Source organism: Azospirillum sp. UENF 111221, assembly GCF_058780625.1.
On the sequence record NZ_JBSNCH010000005.1, the window covers coordinates 780,611 to 797,673 of the forward strand.

At 67.6% G+C, this 17,063-nt stretch carries 17 protein-coding genes and 1 pseudogene; 4 read left to right on the forward strand and 14 right to left on the reverse strand.

The window, feature by feature from the left end; translation table 11 throughout:
• Positions 1-8: 8 nt before the first annotated feature.
• The 6 genes from ACWPN3_RS18070 to ACWPN3_RS18095 form a co-directional block, all read right to left on the reverse strand.
• Positions 9-617, reverse strand: a complete 609-nt coding sequence (locus ACWPN3_RS18070; RefSeq protein WP_098739613.1) for a TetR/AcrR family transcriptional regulator — start codon at positions 615-617, stop codon at positions 9-11.
• A 241-nt stretch (positions 618-858) separates the two neighbouring features.
• Positions 859-2,277, reverse strand: coding sequence for a BON domain-containing protein (locus ACWPN3_RS18075; RefSeq protein ID WP_492261651.1), 1,419 nt, complete (start codon positions 2,275-2,277; stop codon positions 859-861).
• A 267-nt stretch (positions 2,278-2,544) separates the two neighbouring features.
• On the reverse strand, positions 2,545-2,946 hold the full coding sequence (locus tag ACWPN3_RS18080; protein ID WP_098739611.1) for a response regulator: 402 nt from the start codon (positions 2,944-2,946) through the stop codon (positions 2,545-2,547).
• A gap of 71 nt (positions 2,947-3,017) precedes the next feature.
• Positions 3,018-3,356 (reverse strand): STAS domain-containing protein, encoded by a 339-nt coding sequence (locus tag ACWPN3_RS18085; RefSeq protein ID WP_492240704.1) that lies wholly within the window; start codon positions 3,354-3,356, stop codon positions 3,018-3,020.
• 126 nt (positions 3,357-3,482) lie between these two features.
• Positions 3,483-4,664 carry an ABC transporter substrate-binding protein gene (locus ACWPN3_RS18090; protein WP_492261652.1) on the reverse strand — a complete coding sequence of 394 codons (1,182 nt, stop codon included), beginning with the start codon at positions 4,662-4,664 and terminating at the stop codon, positions 3,483-3,485.
• 242 nt (positions 4,665-4,906) lie between these two features.
• Complete coding sequence (locus ACWPN3_RS18095; RefSeq protein WP_247872888.1) at positions 4,907-5,689, reverse strand: tetratricopeptide repeat protein; 783 nt, start codon at positions 5,687-5,689, stop codon at positions 4,907-4,909.
• A 258-nt stretch (positions 5,690-5,947) separates the two neighbouring features.
• Here ACWPN3_RS18095 and ACWPN3_RS18100 point away from each other — a divergent pair, with 258 nt between their 5' ends.
• Positions 5,948-6,379 (forward strand): ATP-binding protein, encoded by a 432-nt coding sequence (locus ACWPN3_RS18100; RefSeq protein WP_492240708.1) that lies wholly within the window; start codon positions 5,948-5,950, stop codon positions 6,377-6,379.
• A 379-nt stretch (positions 6,380-6,758) separates the two neighbouring features.
• Positions 6,759-6,944 (forward strand): hypothetical protein, encoded by a 186-nt coding sequence (locus ACWPN3_RS18105; RefSeq protein ID WP_143273396.1) that lies wholly within the window; start codon positions 6,759-6,761, stop codon positions 6,942-6,944.
• Positions 6,945-7,004: 60 nt separating this feature from the next.
• Here the strand turns inward: ACWPN3_RS18105 and ACWPN3_RS18110 are convergent, their stop codons facing one another.
• Positions 7,005-7,187: a hypothetical protein gene (locus ACWPN3_RS18110; protein ID WP_109096841.1), complete on the reverse strand. Its 183-nt coding sequence runs from the start codon at positions 7,185-7,187 to the stop codon at positions 7,005-7,007.
• A gap of 184 nt (positions 7,188-7,371) precedes the next feature.
• Here ACWPN3_RS18110 and ACWPN3_RS18115 point away from each other — a divergent pair, with 184 nt between their 5' ends.
• Positions 7,372-7,779 (forward strand): RcnB family protein, encoded by a 408-nt coding sequence (locus tag ACWPN3_RS18115; RefSeq protein ID WP_492240710.1) that lies wholly within the window; start codon positions 7,372-7,374, stop codon positions 7,777-7,779.
• 15 nt (positions 7,780-7,794) lie between these two features.
• Here the strand turns inward: ACWPN3_RS18115 and ACWPN3_RS18120 are convergent, their stop codons facing one another.
• Positions 7,795-9,681 (reverse strand): response regulator, encoded by a 1,887-nt coding sequence (locus ACWPN3_RS18120; RefSeq protein WP_109096842.1) that lies wholly within the window; start codon positions 9,679-9,681, stop codon positions 7,795-7,797.
• A gap of 8 nt (positions 9,682-9,689) precedes the next feature.
• The gene (locus tag ACWPN3_RS18125; protein WP_492240711.1) at positions 9,690-12,281 is read right to left on the reverse strand and encodes a response regulator; all 2,592 of its coding nucleotides are present in this window, start codon (positions 12,279-12,281) and stop codon (positions 9,690-9,692) included.
• A gap of 283 nt (positions 12,282-12,564) precedes the next feature.
• Between ACWPN3_RS18125 and ACWPN3_RS18130 the strand changes: the two genes are divergently transcribed.
• Complete coding sequence (locus tag ACWPN3_RS18130; RefSeq protein ID WP_199237541.1) at positions 12,565-12,867, forward strand: cupin domain-containing protein; 303 nt, start codon at positions 12,565-12,567, stop codon at positions 12,865-12,867.
• A 2-nt stretch (positions 12,868-12,869) separates the two neighbouring features.
• Here the strand turns inward: ACWPN3_RS18130 and ACWPN3_RS18135 are convergent, their stop codons facing one another.
• The 5 genes and pseudogenes from ACWPN3_RS18135 to betA all read right to left on the reverse strand — a co-directional run bounded on the left by ACWPN3_RS18135 (position 12,870) and on the right by betA (position 17,025).
• Positions 12,870-13,382, reverse strand: coding sequence for a hypothetical protein (locus tag ACWPN3_RS18135; protein WP_109096844.1), 513 nt, complete (start codon positions 13,380-13,382; stop codon positions 12,870-12,872).
• A gap of 157 nt (positions 13,383-13,539) precedes the next feature.
• Positions 13,540-13,962 (reverse strand): nucleoside-diphosphate kinase, encoded by a 423-nt coding sequence (ndk, locus tag ACWPN3_RS18140; RefSeq protein ID WP_012974418.1) that lies wholly within the window; start codon positions 13,960-13,962, stop codon positions 13,540-13,542.
• Between the two features lie 219 nt (positions 13,963-14,181).
• Positions 14,182-14,736 (reverse strand): glycine betaine ABC transporter substrate-binding protein, encoded by a 555-nt coding sequence (locus ACWPN3_RS18145; RefSeq protein ID WP_492261891.1) that lies wholly within the window; start codon positions 14,734-14,736, stop codon positions 14,182-14,184.
• Between the two features lie 61 nt (positions 14,737-14,797).
• Positions 14,798-15,190: pseudogene (locus ACWPN3_RS18150) on the reverse strand (glycine betaine ABC transporter substrate-binding protein); the annotation flags it as partial.
• A 59-nt stretch (positions 15,191-15,249) separates the two neighbouring features.
• Positions 15,250-17,025 carry a choline dehydrogenase gene (gene betA, locus ACWPN3_RS18155; RefSeq protein ID WP_492261653.1) on the reverse strand — a complete coding sequence of 592 codons (1,776 nt, stop codon included), beginning with the start codon at positions 17,023-17,025 and terminating at the stop codon, positions 15,250-15,252.
• Between the last annotated feature and the right edge of the window lie 38 nt (positions 17,026-17,063).

Below are 17,063 nucleotides of genomic sequence, written 5' to 3' on the forward strand. Positions count from 1 at the left end.
GCACAGGCTTAGATAAAGGGGGGCAGATTGGTGATGCCGGACATCAGGATATCGATGACGGAGCGCTCCAGCGCCTCACGCGGGCGTTCGCCCAGCTGCATGATGCCGCCGCGGACCATGCCGATGATCAGCAGCGGCACGACCTCCAGGTCGATCTTGCGGAACTCGCCGGACGCCATGCCGTCGGCCAGCACCTGCTGCAACGCGGTGGCGGTGCGCTGGCTGCGGCGGCGCAGGATGCGCCGGGTGCGGTCGGCCAGATCGGACTGGTCGCCGCCCAGCAGCTTCAGCGTCTGCAACTGCTCGCTCAAGGTGTCGACCAGGGCCGAGACCATGGCGGACAGCCGGACCGACGCCGGCACCTGCTGCGGCGCCAGTTCGGCGTTCAGCTTGTGCTCCAGCCCGCCAAGCGCGCGTTCCAGCGATTCCAGATAAAGCTCTTCCTTGGAGGGGAAGTAGCGATAGAGCGTGGCCTTGCCCACGCCCGCCCGTTTCGCCACCTCTTCCACCTGGACCGAGGCATAATCGCGGCCGGCGAAAAGCTCCGCCGCGGCATTGAGGATCACCTCGCGCCGCCGAGCGCGCCAGTCGGGTATCTCTTCCGCATCAAGAGGCATGAATGGAACTCACGGGTTTCAAAAACTGACGATAGTCGAGATCCTTAGAGTGTCAAGGAACCTGTTTCCAATAAAAATGAATTCGGCGTCATGTGGTGGAACTGTTTCCTTTCCATGACCGGATCGGGCGGATTGACGGCCCCGAGACCGTAAAAAAGCGCGAAGCCCGACCTGCCCAGGGGGGAATTACCTGGGAGGCCGGGCTTCGCGCCCATTCAATCCAAAGCGGTGACGGGAGGCGTCAGCTCCGCGTGGTGGGGGTGCGGCCGATGCCGGTCGAGCCGGTCACGCCGGTGGTCGAGCCTGCCATCGAACCGGTGCCCGCCGATGCGCCGGCCGGGCCGCCGCTGGTTCCGGCGCCGACGCCGGCAGCAGTGCCGGCGCTGGTGGTGTCGGAACCCTGGAGGCCGCCTGTCGTCCCGCCCATCGACGACGAGGTGCCGCCGGGGGTTGAGCCGGTGCCACCGGCATTCGCCATCGCCGAGGCGCCGGCGCCGGTCGAACTGCCCCAGTTGGAACCACCCTGGCTTCCGGCCTGAACACGGACGCGCAGGTTGTTCTGCACATGCGACACGCCGGAGACGAACTCGGCAACATCTTCTGCCCGGCGCTTGGTGTTGCGGTCGGGGACCATGCCGGTCAGCGTCACCTCGCCGCCACTGACCGCCACCTCGATGTCGGAGGCGTCGATGTAGGCATCGTCGGTCAGCCGGTCGCTGACATCCTCGCGCACACGCTCGTCGGACCGGCTGTAGCCCCGCGGGCCACGGCCGCGATGCTGGGAGGCACGCGCTTGGTCCTCGTGCCGGCGGCGTTCCGCGTCGTCATCGCCGAACCAGGAGGCGATCTCGTCGCCGGCCTGTTCCCAGAAGCCGCGCTGTTCGCCCCGGGAGCGACTGCGGTAATTGTCGCGCTCATAGCCTGCGCCATAGCTGGTGGCGGAACTGCCGCCGAGATCGCGCCGGCTCCAGTCGCCGCGGTTCCAATCGCCACGGTCCCGGCCGGAGTCGTAACCGCCGCCATAACCGCTGGATTGGGGACCGTAAGGGCGGGATCCATAATCGCGGTAGCGCTGGTCGCTGCTTTCGGAGCTGCGGCCGCCGTAATTCCGCTCGCCATAGGGGCGGACGCCATAATCGCGGTCGCGGTAATCGGCGCTGCCGACATCACGGCTGGTGTAGTTGCCTTCGGTTCCGGCGTTGCCGGCCCCGGCATAACCGCCATAGCCGCCGGAGCCCGACCGGCCGCCATAGCCGGCCTCATAGCCGCCGCGGCTCATGTCGCGCCCGCCGCCGAAGTTGCGATCATAGACCCGCTCCATCTCGCGGGAATTGTCGCGGCGGTTGTCTTCGTAATGGGAATCGCGGCCGTAACCGCCCGATTCGTTGCCGACACGTCCGCCATAGCCGGCGTCGCGGTAGTCACGGCCCTGCTCGTCCTGATGGCGGTGGGCCTGGGTGCGATACATGCTCTCGCGCTGTCGGCTGTCTTCCCCGCCCTGGGCGCGGTTCCAGTCCCCTTCCTGTTCACGGCTCCGGTCCTGACCATAGATGCCGGTGCGGCTCGGCCCCTCGCCCCAATCGCGGTGCCGGTTGGGTTCACGGTCCTCGTCGCGCCAGTCGCGGCCCTCGCCACGCCACCGATTCTCGTACTGCGCCATCGTGGTCGGCTCCCTCTTTTCAGGATTCTTGAATGGGCGGGGCGGCGTCACGCATGGCGTCGCCACGCCCGTCTGTCCCGAACAACAGGGGCGGTCAAACGGCGTTCCGGAAATTCAGTGGCCGATCACAGGGAAAAGGGAGAGTTCTGGCACGGGGCTTGCGGAGGGGAGCACGGTTGGTTCCACGCATCACTTACGGCTTCGGCGCTTCATGCACCGAAGCCGTTTTCTTTTGCGCCCTTTTATTGGGCAAAGACTTCAATCTGCTTAATTTGGCAGCGACTGGTCGAGCAGACGGGCAACCGCGGCCCCCAACTCCTCGTTGAGGAAAGGTTTGTATATGATCTCATCCGCATTGAACATGCGGGTCATCTTCAGCAGATAGCCGGCCGGCATGTTGGGCGCACCGCCGGACATGGCGAGGATCTTCACGTCCGGCTGGGTGCTGCGGGCAGCCTTGATCAGTTCGATCCCGTCCACCTCCGGCATCAGCACGTCGGTGACGATCAGGTCGAAACTGCGGCGGTCGAGGGCGCGGATCGCCGCCCGCCCGTTCTCCGCTTCCGTAACGTCGAAACCGCGCCCCTCGAGATATCCGGCGACGGACAGCCGCACGGCCGGCGAATCCTCGACGACCAGGATGTTGGGGCGATTGGCACTTCCCATCATGCACCCGGCTCCTTTTGGGAACCGCCTTATCGAAAAGCCGGCCGCGGCCGGCGGAAGTCTGCGCGCGCCCCTCACCCACCCACTGCCGCAACGGCCGCAGCCGCATCGGCATGGATCTGGAACAGGGACGAAAATCCGCTGACATCGAACATCTCGCGGATATTCGGCGCCATCGCGGACAGGACGATCGAGCCGCGCTTCGCCCGGGCCGCCTTGGCGGCGACCAGCAGGGAGCGAAGCCCGGCCGAACTGATGTAGGCAAGCTGGGCCATATCGACAACAATCCGCGTGCCCTCATCGCCGATAACGGACATCAGAACGCGTTCAAATTCGCCTGTGCTGCCGCTATCGATACGTCCGACCGGGTGCAACACAATGACGCCATTTTCCGTTCGCTCGGCAATGTGCATACCCGGCTCCCGCCATATCCTTCCAGGCCTCCGGTTATAGCATGTCGGCGGAGTGCCGACGATGCCTTCGCAGCGCAGCAGGAACCGCACTTATCGCGCCTCTCCGCCATCGGCAGGCCCAGCGCGTCATAGGCGACCAAGGCCGTCTTGCGAAAGATGTGGGCGAGCAGGTCCCAGTCCTCCGGGTCCAGCAGGCGGACGGCAGCCACCGCGCGCCGCACCGCCATCCAGGGAAATGGCGTCATATGGCGGGGCTGCGGGAGGTGGGACGCTCATGACTCGATGATTTCGGCGAAGTTCAGCAGGCCGATGGGTGGGTAACAGTCGAGAGCCCGCGCGGTGGCCATGTTGATGATGACGGAGAAGCGCTTCAGCGTTTCCACCGGGATGTCCGCCGGGTCGGTCTGGTCGATCAAGAATCTGCGCCGCCTTGAAGGCGGTGAAGTGGCCGATGCCGTAGGCGCTGTTGGCCAGCGCCAGCATCGCCTTGTCGGTGCGCACGATCAGTTCGGTCGCCGAGAAGGTCGGCAGCCGCAGGCGCAGCGCTTCGGCCGCGACGACAGAGCGGTTGTGAAAGGCGATGAAGGTGTCGGGGCCGATATACAGCACCTCCGCCCCGCGGCCCGCCACCCGGGCCAGCGCATCGGGAACGGCGGCAGCGACCGGCTCGCCACGGTCGTTCAGCGGCACCGGTTCCTCCACCAGGTCCAACCCGCGCAACGCCATCTCCGCGCGCAGCCCCTCGATGGTGAGGACGGAATTGCGTTCCTGCGGGTTGTAGACGATGCCCAGCCGCCTGATCGGGCGATAGGCAAGAATGGTGCTCAACTGCACTGCGATGGGTGCGATGTGGATGGTGCCGGTGACGTTGCGCCCCGGCCGGCCGAGGTCGGGCACGATCTTCGCGTCCACCGGTGCGGCGACGAAAGTGAAGACCACCGGAATATCGGTGACGTGGCGGCGCGGATCGGCATCGTCGAAGGGACCGACGATGCCACGGGTCTGGGGCGTGCCGAAGCTGTAGACCAGATCGGGGCGGGTGTCCTTGATCTCCTCCACGATGGCCGGCAGGCGGGCGGGATCGCCGCCGGTGTCGCGGATGGTATAATCGACCTTCAGCCCATGGCGGTCCAGATAGTCCTTGAAGCCGTATTCGTTGTCGCTCTCGCCCCGGCCAAGAACCATGGTGATGCGGAAGGCCGGCACCGCCGCCGCGAGGGGAAAGGCCGGCAGCAGCAGACCGCCGGCGGCAAGGCCCAGGAGAGAGCGGCGGCGGATGCCGTGAAATTCGTCTCCGAAACGCCTCATGGTCATGCCTCCTGCGGCCGGACCGCGGGAGCGGCCCTGCCGGGCGCGCCGTCCGGCCTCATGGCACGCCGCCGTCATGAAACGCCGATGCATCAGCCACGAGCCGACCGAAGCTCCATCGTCATCCGCCCGGCGTCCCTTCGCAGGGCGCTACCCCTCAGATGAACCGCGATTCCGGCGGAGCTTGCAAGCGGTTTCCCAGATTATTCTAATATATCAGATCGGCGGCCATCCTGACGGCCTCAGCCGGGCGGCATCGCGTCGGCATGGGCGTTCCGCATGGGGATTTCCTGCATGCGGCGCTGTTCCGGCCGCCATGGTGCCGCATCGTCCTCATCCTCCGCGGCGTCCGAGTCCTGGGACATGTCCGGGCGCAGGTCGGGGAGGACGGTTTGCCGCAGTTCGGCCAGTGCCAACAGCGCGTCGCGGTCACCGGCCGCTGCCGCCGCCTGAAGCCAAAGGGCAGCTTCGGCCGGATCGCGGGCGGCGCCGACTCCCTCACGCAGACACAGGCCAAGGCGGTATTGCGCGGCTGGGTGCCCCTGTTCGGCGGCGGCACGCAGCCAGCGAACCGCTTCGGTCTCGTCACGGTCGATTCCGCGGCCGTCGAGCAGCAGCAGGGCGAGGTTGACCTGGGCGGGAGCGGAGTGCTGGAGCGCGGCAAGCCGGTACCACAGTGCCGCCTTGGCCGGATCGCAGGGCACGCCGGCGCCATGTTCGTGCATGTAGCCCAGATTGTTCTGCGCGCCGACATCGCCCTTGGCGGCGGCGCGGCGATACCAGGAGACCGCCCGGCGCGGGTCGGGCGGTACGCCGATGCCGTTGGCGAGCAGGAAGGCAAGCATGGTCTGCGCCGCGACATGGCCCTGGCGGGCGGCCCGGCGGTACCAGATAACCGAAGCGGCGACATCGGCCGTCCGCACGGCCTCCGCCAGCCGGTATTGCGCGTCGCTGTCGCCCAGTTCGGCCTTCATCCGGGTCCAGAGCGTGGGCGTGGCAAGCATGGGTGTGGCAAGCATGGACATGGCGCCGGCACCTTCGTCGATTGTCCCCCGGGGTTCCGTTCCACCAACACCGCGCGAACCGGCTTTATTCCGGTCGCCGCAGCGTTGTGGCCGAACCCCTTCACCCGAGTCTGTCCCCCTGCCGCCGCCCGTTCAACCTCCCCAGCCGGCGGTCGAGGAATTGTCACGCCGACGCCATCGGTTAAGAATGACCATCCCTTCGCGCCCCCGCGATACCCGGAGGCATAGGGGAAAAAGTGGGGCCGGGAGGCGGAGCGGATGGATGGTGCAGCGGCGAACCGCCTGGAGATGGTCCTGCGCAGCGACCTGTCGGAACTCGGCCGGCTGGCCGCCGCGGTGGAAAGCTTCATCGCGCGCAACCGGTTGTCCCCTGACCTCGCCTTCCGCTTCACGCTCTGCCTCGATGAACTCGTCACCAACATTGTTTCGCATGGCCGCGGCGGTGGCGGCGGGCATGGAATCCGTGTGCGGCTGGAAACCGATGGGCTGGAACTGCGGGCTGAGGTGGAGGACGATGCCGACGCCTTCGATCCCTTCGCCGAGGCCCCTTCGCCGGACCTAGGCGGCGATCTGGAGAGCCGGCGGATCGGCGGGCTGGGCGTTTTTCTGGTCGGCAAATTGATGGACCGCGCCAGCCACCGGCGGGAAGGCGGCCTTAACCTGACGGTGCTCGCCAAGCGCATCGCCTGACGGCCGGCGGCGGAGCGCAACCGAGAAGGGCAGCCTGGGAACAGTCCCGTTTCAAAAAAACTTCATGGAAGCCTTATCCGCCTGGGACTCCGATCCGGGCAACGCCCTGATCGCCAAGTCCCCAATGTTGTCGGGGGCATATAGATGGATTGGCGAACCTTACACGCTTTTCATCAAATGCCGGCGAGTTGCCTTCCATGACAATCCGGCAAAGCAGAGCGTTTCGCTCTGCAACAAACCGACACATGACAAGGGGATCAAATTCTTGCACTATTGTGGATAGCCCCAGGTTGCGGCCGGGACCGACCGTTCGGGTAAGCCGATGCGGACCGGGGCAGGAGCATGGAAGGCGGACGCTAACGTGTGGAGTCGACGCATCATGACAGGGACGCAGTGCCAAGAGGCACGGCTGCGCCTTGGCTGGTCGACACGGATGCTGGCGAACAAGGCTGGCGTTCCGTGGTACGCCGTGATGAACCTCGATTACGGCACGGGTGAAGTCGACCCGGCCATCGTCGACGCGCTCGCCCGAGCCTTCAAGCAGGCGGGGCTGGAGCTGCGGTGACGGAAAGCCCCTCTCCCGGGAAGGGAGAGGGACCGGTCTCCACTCCGCCAACCCGTTCCCTCAGCTCGTTTTCCCGGCCTTGCCCTTCTCCGCCGGACGGTCGATGTGCTTGGCCGATTCGGTATCGGGGGTGATCGGCTTGCCGGTATCGGACACCTCCCTGGCCGCCTCGAGCGGGTCGGCGATGTCGCGGTCGGGCTCGTTGGACAAGATCTTGCCGCTGTCGGGTTTCCGGTCTGCCATGGGATCGCTCCTTCCGTCGGATGGTTCCATCACAACAGGCGGCTGCCGACATTCGTCCCGGATACACTCTGTTACCGAATCCATCACCGCCGGACACAGGCCGGCAACGAAGGTCAGCCATCCTGATCGCCATGGACGCCCCCGGCCGAGACCGGGGAGCGCCGGACGCGATAGGATGGACAGCATGAAAAAGACCCTGCTCGCCGTGGCCGCCGTTATCCTCGCCGTAACCGCGGCGACCGGAACGCCCGCAATGGCCCAGGGATGGCAGCCCGGCCCGGACGACCGCCCGGCCGGCCACCAGTACCCGCAGCCGCAGCAGCCCCGCGGGTACGATCATGGCCCGCGGTACGAGCACCCCGGCCGTCAGCCGGTCCATCGCCCCGGTCCGCCGAAGGCATATGGCTGGCGGGCCGGCGAGCGTCTGCCGCAGGAGTGGCGCGCGCCCCGTCATGTGATCGCACGCCCCGCCGCCTATCACCTGCACCGCCCGCCGCGGGGCCATCGCTGGGTCCGCGCCAACCATGATGCCGTGCTGGTCGTTTCCGCCAGCGGCATCATCGTGGAGATCATGCCCGGCCTGTTCCGCTGACCGGAGCACTCGCCCCTAATCGCCAAAACCCTTCTGCGCCAGGACCAGGAAGATCTTCTCCTCCAGCTGGTCGGGCGTGAAGGGCTTGGCGATGTAGCCGCTGACCTGATGGGCAAGCGCCTTCTTCACCGCATCCAGCGTCGCCAGCGCCGTGACCATCAGGAAAGGCAGGTCGCCGCGGGTCTCGCGCACCTGCTTCAGCAGGTCGAGGCCGCTCAGCCGCGGCATCATCCAGTCGCAGACGATCAGGTCATAGGCCGCACCGTCGGCCTGGAAGCGCTCCAGCGCCTCCTGGCCGTCGGCGGCGGTGACGATGTGGCCGATGCCCAGTTCCTGGAGGACGGAGGTGACGAAGGCTCGCGGCCCGGCCTCGTCATCCACCACCAGGACGCGGTGGGAGGACAGGTCGATGAAGGGCACGCCGACCATGCCCAGCGCCTGCCGCAGCCAGTTGGCACGCGCCAGCCGTTCCTTCGGCCCCGGCGCGTTCAGAAGCACATGGCGGACGAAGCGCGGCCGGTGGCAATGGCGGTAGAGCACGCGGGCCACCGCCAGCCGGCTCTTGCCGGAGCAGAAGGCCCCCTCCCCGGCCAGCCGGACGATGTCGAGAACGGTGTCGGCCGGCGGATCGTCCTTGGCCTGGATCAGCGGGGTCAGCACGCGCTGGGTGCGCAGGAAGGCGTTCTGGATGTCGTCGAGCTGGCCGCCGAGATACTCGCGCTCCTCGTCGGGGAAGGCGCTGGACAGCACGAGGCGCTGAACCTCCGCAAGCCCCTTCAGCTTCTCGTTCCGGTCCTTCCAGCAGTCCAGCAGCCGGCCGGCGAAGTCGCGGCTGTCGAAGAAGCTCTTCAGGTAATCGGCCACCGCCTTGGCTGCGGTGGGTGACAGCGGCATCTTCTGGAGCACGAACAGGATGCGCAGCTTCTGCACGAAGTTGCGGCCACGGGTGATCTCCGGGACCGTGTCCTCGTTGACCAGCAGGGCGGTGCGGCGTTGCAGCGCCGCCTCCGTCCGCGCACCGCCGACATAGGCGCCCTCGCGGTCGCGCAGGCGGGCGGACAGGTCGCTCAGCGCCAGAATCTCGCGCTGCACCGCCTCGATGCCGAACATGTCGCCGGCGCTGGCGATGGTGAAGCAGGCGGGCTTGGCCATCTCGCGGCGGAAGGCGGCGGCCAGCGCGTCGCGCAGGCCCGGCATCGGCACCCGGCGCATCACCGCATCCAGCCGGCGGAACACCGATGGGGCGTCGTCCGCCATTGGCCGGTCGGTGGCGATCAGCGTCACGATCAGGTCGATCAGGGTGGTGAAGGGCGCATCCCGCGCACAGGACGCGGTGCCGGCGTCGCTCAGCAGGATCTCTCCCAGCAGCCGCTCCACCGGCGCCAGCGCGTCGGGATGCTCGGTGGTCTCGGCGAGGTTCAGCAGCGCCTCAGCCTTCTCGGCGAAGTTGCGGCAGACGGCGATATGCTGGGTGACGGCGGCGTCGAGAAGGAAACGGCCGAGGAAGCCGCCGACGGACAGCAGTTCCGCCGCCGTGCCGGGATAATCGGCGGACAGGAAATCGGGCGGCGGATGTTCCTTCACCCGCTCGCGCGTCAGCCGGGCGATCTCGTTGACCAGCGGCGTCATGCCGCCCTTCCGGTCCATCGCCCGCTCGGCCTGCGTCAGGATGGCGACGAAGGTGGCGGTGTTGGACAGCCCGGTCTGGTGGCGCGGGTGGTGCAGCAGCTCCGTGGCGGTCAGCGCGTTCTCGTCGAGGAAGCGGCGGCAGAAGCGGCCAACTCCGTCCCGGCCGGCCGGCGTGTAGAAGTCGGCCGGCTCGCGGCAGGCGGCAGGGGCCGAACCCTCCGCCTCCTCCAGGACCGGTTCCGCAGCGGGGATGTCGTGGCGGGACTCCTCCATCTCCGCCCTCACAGGGCCAGCAGGTCGCGGAGCGCGCCGAGCAGCCGCTCGGGCGCCACCGGCTTCATCACGATCTGCCGCCCCTCCTGCGCCGTCAGCCCGGCCGCCGTCTCGCGCGAGGCGTAGCCGGTCAGGAACAGGATGGGCAGAAGCTGGTTGCGGGTCTCCAATTCGCGGGCAAGCTCCAGCCCGTTCATCCGCGGCATCGACACGTCGCTGACCACCGCATCGAACAGACCGCCGGCCTCGTCATAGCGGGTCAGCGCCTCCTGCCCGTCGGATGCCTCCACCACCGTGCAGCCGGCCTCCTCCAGCACGAGGCGGAGGTAGCGGCGCACCGAGTCCTCGTCATCGACCAGCAGGATGACCGCGCCCTCCCCCTCCGCGACCTGCAGGGGGTCGAGCCCAACCGGCGATGCCGGCGGTTCGATGGCGGGCAGATAGAGCGCGAAGGTGGCACCCTGCCCCTCCTCGCCCTCCAGTTCGACCGAGCCGCCTGACTGCTGCGCCGTGCCGTAGACCATCCACAGGCCGAGTCCTGTGCCCTTCCCCGGTTCCTTGGTGGTGAAGAAGGGCTCCCAGACACGGTCGCGGATCTCCGCCGGCACGCCCGTCCCCTGATCGCTGACGCGGATCGCGACGTAGCGGCCCGGCTTCAGGCCGCGGTGACGCGCAAAGAAGGCGTCGTCCGGCGTCTCCACTGCCAGGGCGATGGTCAGGGTTCCGCCATGGGGCATGGCATCGCGCCCGTTGAGCGCGAGGTTCAGCAGAGCCTGGTTCAGCGTCACCGGGTTGACCAGCGCGTGCGCGCTTTCGTCATCGGCCGAAATCGTCACGTCGATGCCGGCGCTGAGCAGGGGTTTCAGGAAGACGCGCAGGTCGCGCACCAGCGGAGCGACGGCGACCACCTCGCGCTCGTCGGTCACCCGGCGATGGGAGAAGTCCAAGAGCTGCGCAGTCAGCGCCGCCGCCCGCTCGGACGCCTTGGCGATCTCCTGCACGCAGGTCAGAACGCGGTCGGGATCGGCCGGATTGCGCTCCGCCAGCCGGGCGAAGCCGCCGATGGCGGTCAGCATGTTGTTGAATTCATGGGCGATGCCACCGGCCATGCGCCCCACCGCCTCCATCTTCTGGGCGCGCTGAAGCTCGCCCTCCACCCGGCGGCGGTCGGTGATGTCGTTCAGCACCAGCAGCACCGCCGGCCCGCCGCCATAGACGGCCTGACTGGCCGCGACCTCCAGCCGGCGGCGTTCGCCGGTCGGGCGCAGGGCGTCGCATTCCAGCCGGCGCTCCTCCCCCTCGGCAGCGGCGGCGAGCGTCGCGGCCAGCGCCTCGCCCCCCGTCCCATCGTTTTCCAGAAATCCGGCCAGCAATTGGCCTTCCAGCGCATATGCCGCGGTGCCGAGGATCGCCGCGGCGGCCCCGTTGGCGAAGCGGATGGCGGCGCGGTCCCAGATGACGATGCCGTAGGGGGCCAGCTCGACGAGCTGGCGGTAGCGCAGCTCGCTCTCGCGCAGGGCGCCGACGGTCTGTTCCAACCGGGCGGTCTGGCCGGCCAGCTCCTCTTCCCGCGTCTTCAACTCGGTGATGTCCATCAGGATCTTCACCACGCCGCCGGTGCCGGTGGCATGCTCGCTGATGCGGTACCAGCGCCCGTCGGACAGCCGGCCGTCGACCGGGGTGGAGTGCTGGAGATGACGGGTCAGCCGCTGCTCCACCCAGGCGCCGATGTCGCCGCCGCCCTCGTAGCCGCCACGCTCGGCGGCGGCGTGCAGAATCTCGGAGAAGCTGCGGCCGGGGGTCAGCATGTCGGCGATGGTGGGATAGGCGCGGCGATACTGCTCGTTGCAGATCAGCAGCCGGCCGTCGGCGCTGAACAGCACGAATCCTTCCGACACGCTGTCGATGGCGTCATGCACCACCGCCTGCATGAAGCGCGCCTCCACCAGAGCCAGTGTCTCGGCGGTGGCATCGACACCGCAGCCGCGATAGCCGCGGAAGCGCCCGTCGGCCCCGCGCACCGGTACGGCGCTGAGCCGCAGCACGAGGTCGCGCCCATCCACCCCCTCAAAGCTCACCTCGAGATCGCGGAAGGACCGGCCGGCCTCGATGTCGGTACGGTATTCCGCCCAGGTCGCCTCGTCGGTGACCAGAAGCCCGAGGTCGAGAAGGGAATCGCCGAACACCGTCCGCGGATCGCAGCCGAGCAGCGTGGTAAGCCCGCCCGACAGCGAGAGATAGCGATGGTCCGACCCGGTTTCCCAGAACCAGCCGGGCGTCACGGCGGAGAAGTCGCGGAAGCGGTCGCGCAGCACCTCCAGCTCGTCCGTTGCGCGACGCAGAGCGGCGTCGGAGCGTGCCAGAGCGGTGGCGGTGGCTCCGGCACGCCGGGCGCTCCACAGGGCCAGACCGCCGGCGGCGGCCAGCGCGGCGGCGACCGGCCAGCCGACCTGCCCGCCCGCAGACAGCGCGGCCAGGGCGCCGATGCCGGTCAGCCCGGCCAGCAGGCCGGGAAACGAGGCGGAAAGACCCGACGGACCGGACACCGGTCTGGCGGCACCCCCGGTGGGATGCGGTCGGTCGGTGCCTGCAACGTCCACGGGGCCTCCGTCGGTCCGAAAGGGTGGCGGAAGAGTAGTTGTCCGGTGACATCATCACCGGATCGTCCCGTCTTAGGCTGTCAGGCGTTAACAGCAGGTTTAGTAGCTAAGCTTTCGTACAGCCACGACGGCCTGAAGCGGTAGCGGCGAAGGAGAGGAGATCCGGGAGGCCGCAAAACACGTAAAAACCGGTTGCCGTTCCAAAGCCGGCCGGTTTCAAGAGGACCATGCCATGCCGCCCATGACGACTGGGACCACTCCCGAGGGGCCCCCGAAGGCAGACGTGATTACGTGGAGCAACCTTCCGGCCCAGACCGCCGAAGGGGTGGAGCGCCGCAGCCTTCCCGGCACCGGCGCATCGCTGAAGCACATCGTCATCAAGGCCGGCACGGCCGCCCCCCGCCACAACCACCCGCAAGAACAGTTCGTCATCGTCGTGGAGGGCCGCGCCCTGCTGACCTGCGAAGCGGGACCGGTGGATCTGCGGCCGGGCATGGTCATCCGTTTCGACCCCGGCGCCTGGCACAGCGCCGATTTCGTCGAGGATACCGTCCTGATCGAGGTGACTTTGAACCCGGCGGGGTGAGGTCAGACGCCGATATCGATGTCGATCTCGTCGTCGTCTTCCGGCGCCCGGCCCAGCAGCAGGTCGGCGGCGTCGAGCGTCAGCGCTTCGACCTCCTCGTTGCGCTCCTCGTCGGGCAGGCGCAGCGCGTGCATCAGCTGGGTCGCCAGATGGATCAGCATGGCGCGGACGCAATCGTCTTCGGGATACTCCAGCGCCACCACGTCCTTCAGGAAGGCGCCGAGCTGGTCCGGCGAATTCCAGGGATGGGCGATGACGCTATCGAAGCCGCTGGTGCCGAGGAAGACGGAGTTGAGCGCGATGGCCTGACGGTTGATGCCGTCGACCGCCTCGTCCTGGTCGAGATTGCCCTGGAGAACCTGATTGAACGCGTCCAGGCTGAGGTCGATGAACTGGCGGACCAGCAGCTGCACCACGGACTCGTCGGACAGGTCGTTGCGGGCCTGCGGCTGGGTCAGCACCGGCAGCGGTTGCAGCAGCGCCGCGATGATCGGCTTTGCGGATTGGGATTCCATCGCGGGCAACTCCTGTCGGGATCGACCCCGGCAATCGGCGGGGCAAAAGGTTCACGGCTCCCGATACTGCCAGAGCCTGACGCAAAACGCAAAAAAGGCCGCCCCCTCGCGGGAGCGGCCCTTTCGCCAAGCCTGACGGGAAGTCAGGCCCGAAAGATCAGCCCACCAGCTCGATGCCGGCGAAGAAGAAGGCGATCTCCTGGGCGGCGGTCTCCGGGGCGTCCGAACCGTGGACCGAGTTGGCCTCGATCGACTCGGCGAACTCCTTGCGGATGGTGCCCTCGGCGGCGTTGGCCGGGTTGGTGGCGCCCATGATCTCGCGGTTGCGGGCGATGGCGTTCTCGCCTTCCAGGACCTGCAGGACCACCGGGCCGGAGATCATGAAGGAGACCAGATCGCCGAAGAACGGACGCTCGCGGTGCACGCCGTAGAACTGCTCGGCCTGGGCCTTCGACAGCTGGACGCGCTTCTGGGCAACAATGCGCAGGCCGCCGTCTTCGAACTTGGCGTTGATCTTGCCGGTCAGATTGCGGCGGGTGGCATCGGGCTTGATGATCGAGAGGGTCCGTTCGACGGCCATGGTGGTGACTCCTGCGGGAATGGGGCTTTTCGCCGATTGAAAAACACGCAGGCGCCGCCGGATGACCGGGGCGCCGGATGGGCGGCTTTATAGAGGCGCTTTTACGGCGCGGCAAGGCGTTCGTTTGGGGCCGGGTTCCCCCATCCCCGCAAAAATACGGCCGCGATGGCATCCCAACGCGGCCGGAGTTGAGGAGGCTTTGGAAATGCAGGCGTCAGGTCAGGACTTGGCAGCCCCCAGCTTGGCCTGCGCGGCGGCCAGACCGTCCTTGCCGTCCAGCGTGGTGACGCCGGACAGCCAGGTCTTCAGAATGCCGGGATTCTTCTTCAAGTAATCGGTCGCCACCGCTTCCGGCTTGCGGCCGCCGTTCATGATGCCGTCCATCACCGCATTCTCCATGTCCACGGTGAAGACCAGATTGGACAGGAACTTGCCGATGTTCGGACAGTCGGCGGCATAGCCCTTGCGCACATTGGTGCTGACGGTGGCACCACCGTAATTCGGGCCGAACCAGTCGTCGCCGTCGGACAGATAGGTGATGTCCATCGTCTTGTTCATCGGATGCGGCGCCCAGCCCAGGAAGGCGATCCACTTCTTGGCCCGCACCGCGCGCTTGACCTCGGCCAGCATGCCGGCCTCGCTGGACTCCACCATCTTGAAGTCCTTCAGCCCGAAGGCGTCGGCTTTCAGCATCTTGTCGATGATCAGGTTGCCGTCGTTGCCGGCCTCGATGCCATAGATCTTGCCGTCCAGCTTGTCCTTGTACTTCGCCAGATTCCTTGAAGCTCCTCAGCCCGGCCTCGGCGGCGTAGGTGGGAACCGCCAGCGTATATTTGGCGCCCTCCAGGTTGACGCGCGTCACCTCGACCGAGCCGTCCTCCAGCACCGGCTTGATGAAGGTCTCCATGGTGGGCATCCAGTTGCCGAGGAAGACGTCCAGCGATTTGGTCTTCAACCCGAGATAGACGACCGGCACCGACGAGACGCTGGTGGTCGGCTTGTAGCCCAGCGCGTCGAGCGTGACGGAGGCGAGCGCCGTCGTCGCCGCGATGTCGGTCCATCCCACGTCGCCGAAACGCACCGCCTTGCAGGATGCCGGATCGGCGGCCTGTGCCGTCCCCGCCGTCAGGGTGGCGGACCCGGCCGCCAGCATCAGGCCGACGGCAAATGTGGAGAATTTGGCGGCGGAGAATTTACCGGCAGAGAATTTACCGAATGTCTTGGCCATGTCCCTGTTCTCCTTGCTTGTGGTTATCGTTGCCGTCTTTGTCGTGGGGCGCGCGGGTCTCAGGCCCGCAGCCGCTGGTCCTTCCGAATCTCCTTCTGCGTCATGGCGGCCTCTGCGACGTAATAGGGCACGTCGGCGCGCGGCAGCGGCGGTCGGCCGCGCACCGCGTCGGCCAGCTTCTCCGCCATCATGATGGTGGGCGCGTTCAGGTTGCCGGTGACGATGCGCGGCATGATCGAGGCGTCGATGACACGCAACCCTTCCAGCCCATGCACCCGGCCCTGCCCGTCCACCACCGCGCCATCGTCGGTCCCCATCCGGCAGGTGCCGCAGGGGTGATAGGCGGTCTCGGCGTGATGACGGACGAAGGCGTCGAGGTCGGCGTCGGTGACGCAATCGGCGCCGGGGCTGATCTCCTCGCCGCGATAGGGCGCCAGGGCGCGCTGCCGCATGATGTCGCGGGTGATACGGATGCCGGCGCGGAACTCCTGCCAGTCCTGCGGGTCGGCCATGTAGTTGAACAGGATGCTGGGCGCCTGCCCCGGATCGCGCGAGCGGGCATGGACGCGCCCCTTGCTGGGCGAACGCATGGAGCCGACATGGGCCTGGAAGCCGTGCGCCTCCACCGCGTTGGTGCCGTTGTAGCTGATGGCGACGGGGAGGAAATGGTACTGGATGTTGGGCCAGGGCACATCGTCGCCGGTGCGGATGAAGCCGCCGGCCTCGAACTGGTTGCTGGCGCCGATGCCGGTGCCCAGGAACAGCCATTCGGCGCCGATGGCCGGCTGGTTCCACCATTTCAGCGCCGGGTAGAGCGACACCGGCTGGCGGCAGTGATACTGGATGTACATCTCCAGATGGTCCTGGAGATCGCCGCCGACGCCCGGCAGGTCGATCACCGTCTCCACCCCCAGCTCGCGCAGCAGCGGCGACGGCCCGACGCCCGACCGTTGCAGGATCGCCGGCGAGGCGATGGCCCCGGCGCATAGCAGCACTTCCCGCCGCACCCGCACCGTGACCGGCGTGCCGTTGCGCAGATAGGCGACTCCGACAGCACGCCGTCCGTCGAACAGGATGCGGTCGGTCAGCGCGTGGGTGACGATGGTCAGCCCCGGCCGTCCCCGCGCCCGGTCGAGATAGCCACGGGCCGTGCTGCACCGCCGCCCCTGCGCCGTCACCGTCCGGTCCATCGGGCCGAAGCCCTCCTGGCGGTAGCCGTTCAGGTCGTCGGTACGGCCATAGCCGGCCTGCGCCCCGGCCTCCACCATTGCCTCATACAGCGGGTTGACGCCGGGCTTGGCGGTGGTGACGAACAGCGGACCGTCGCCGCCATGGTAGGCGTTGGGGCCGACGTCGCGCGTCTCCGCCTTGCGGAAATAGGGCAGGCAGTCGAGATAGCTCCAGTCCTCCAGACCCGGCAGCCCGGCCCAGCCGTCATAGTCCAGCGCATTGCCGCGGATGTAGCACATGCCGTTGATCAGCGACGACCCGCCCAGCCCCTTGCCGCGCCCGCACTCCATCCGGCGGTTGTCCATGTGCGGTTCGGGTTCGGTCTCGTAGGCCCAATTGTAGCGGCGGCCCTGGAGCGGGAAGGCCAGCGCCGCCGGCATCTGGGTGCGGTAGTCCAGCCGGTGATCGGGCCCGCCCGCCTCCAGCAGCAGGACGCTGACGCCGGCATCCTCGGTCAGGCGGCAGGCCAGCACGTTGCCCGCCGACCCGGCGCCGACGATGATGTAGTCATACTCGCGCACCGCAGAGGCGATGGAGGGCATGGCATCGGGCATGGCGGTGCCGTTCTCCGGCGCAGCGGCCCCGGAGGTCGGTTGGTTCGACATCGAACACCCCTTCTATAAAAAGCGGGCTTCCGTGAAAG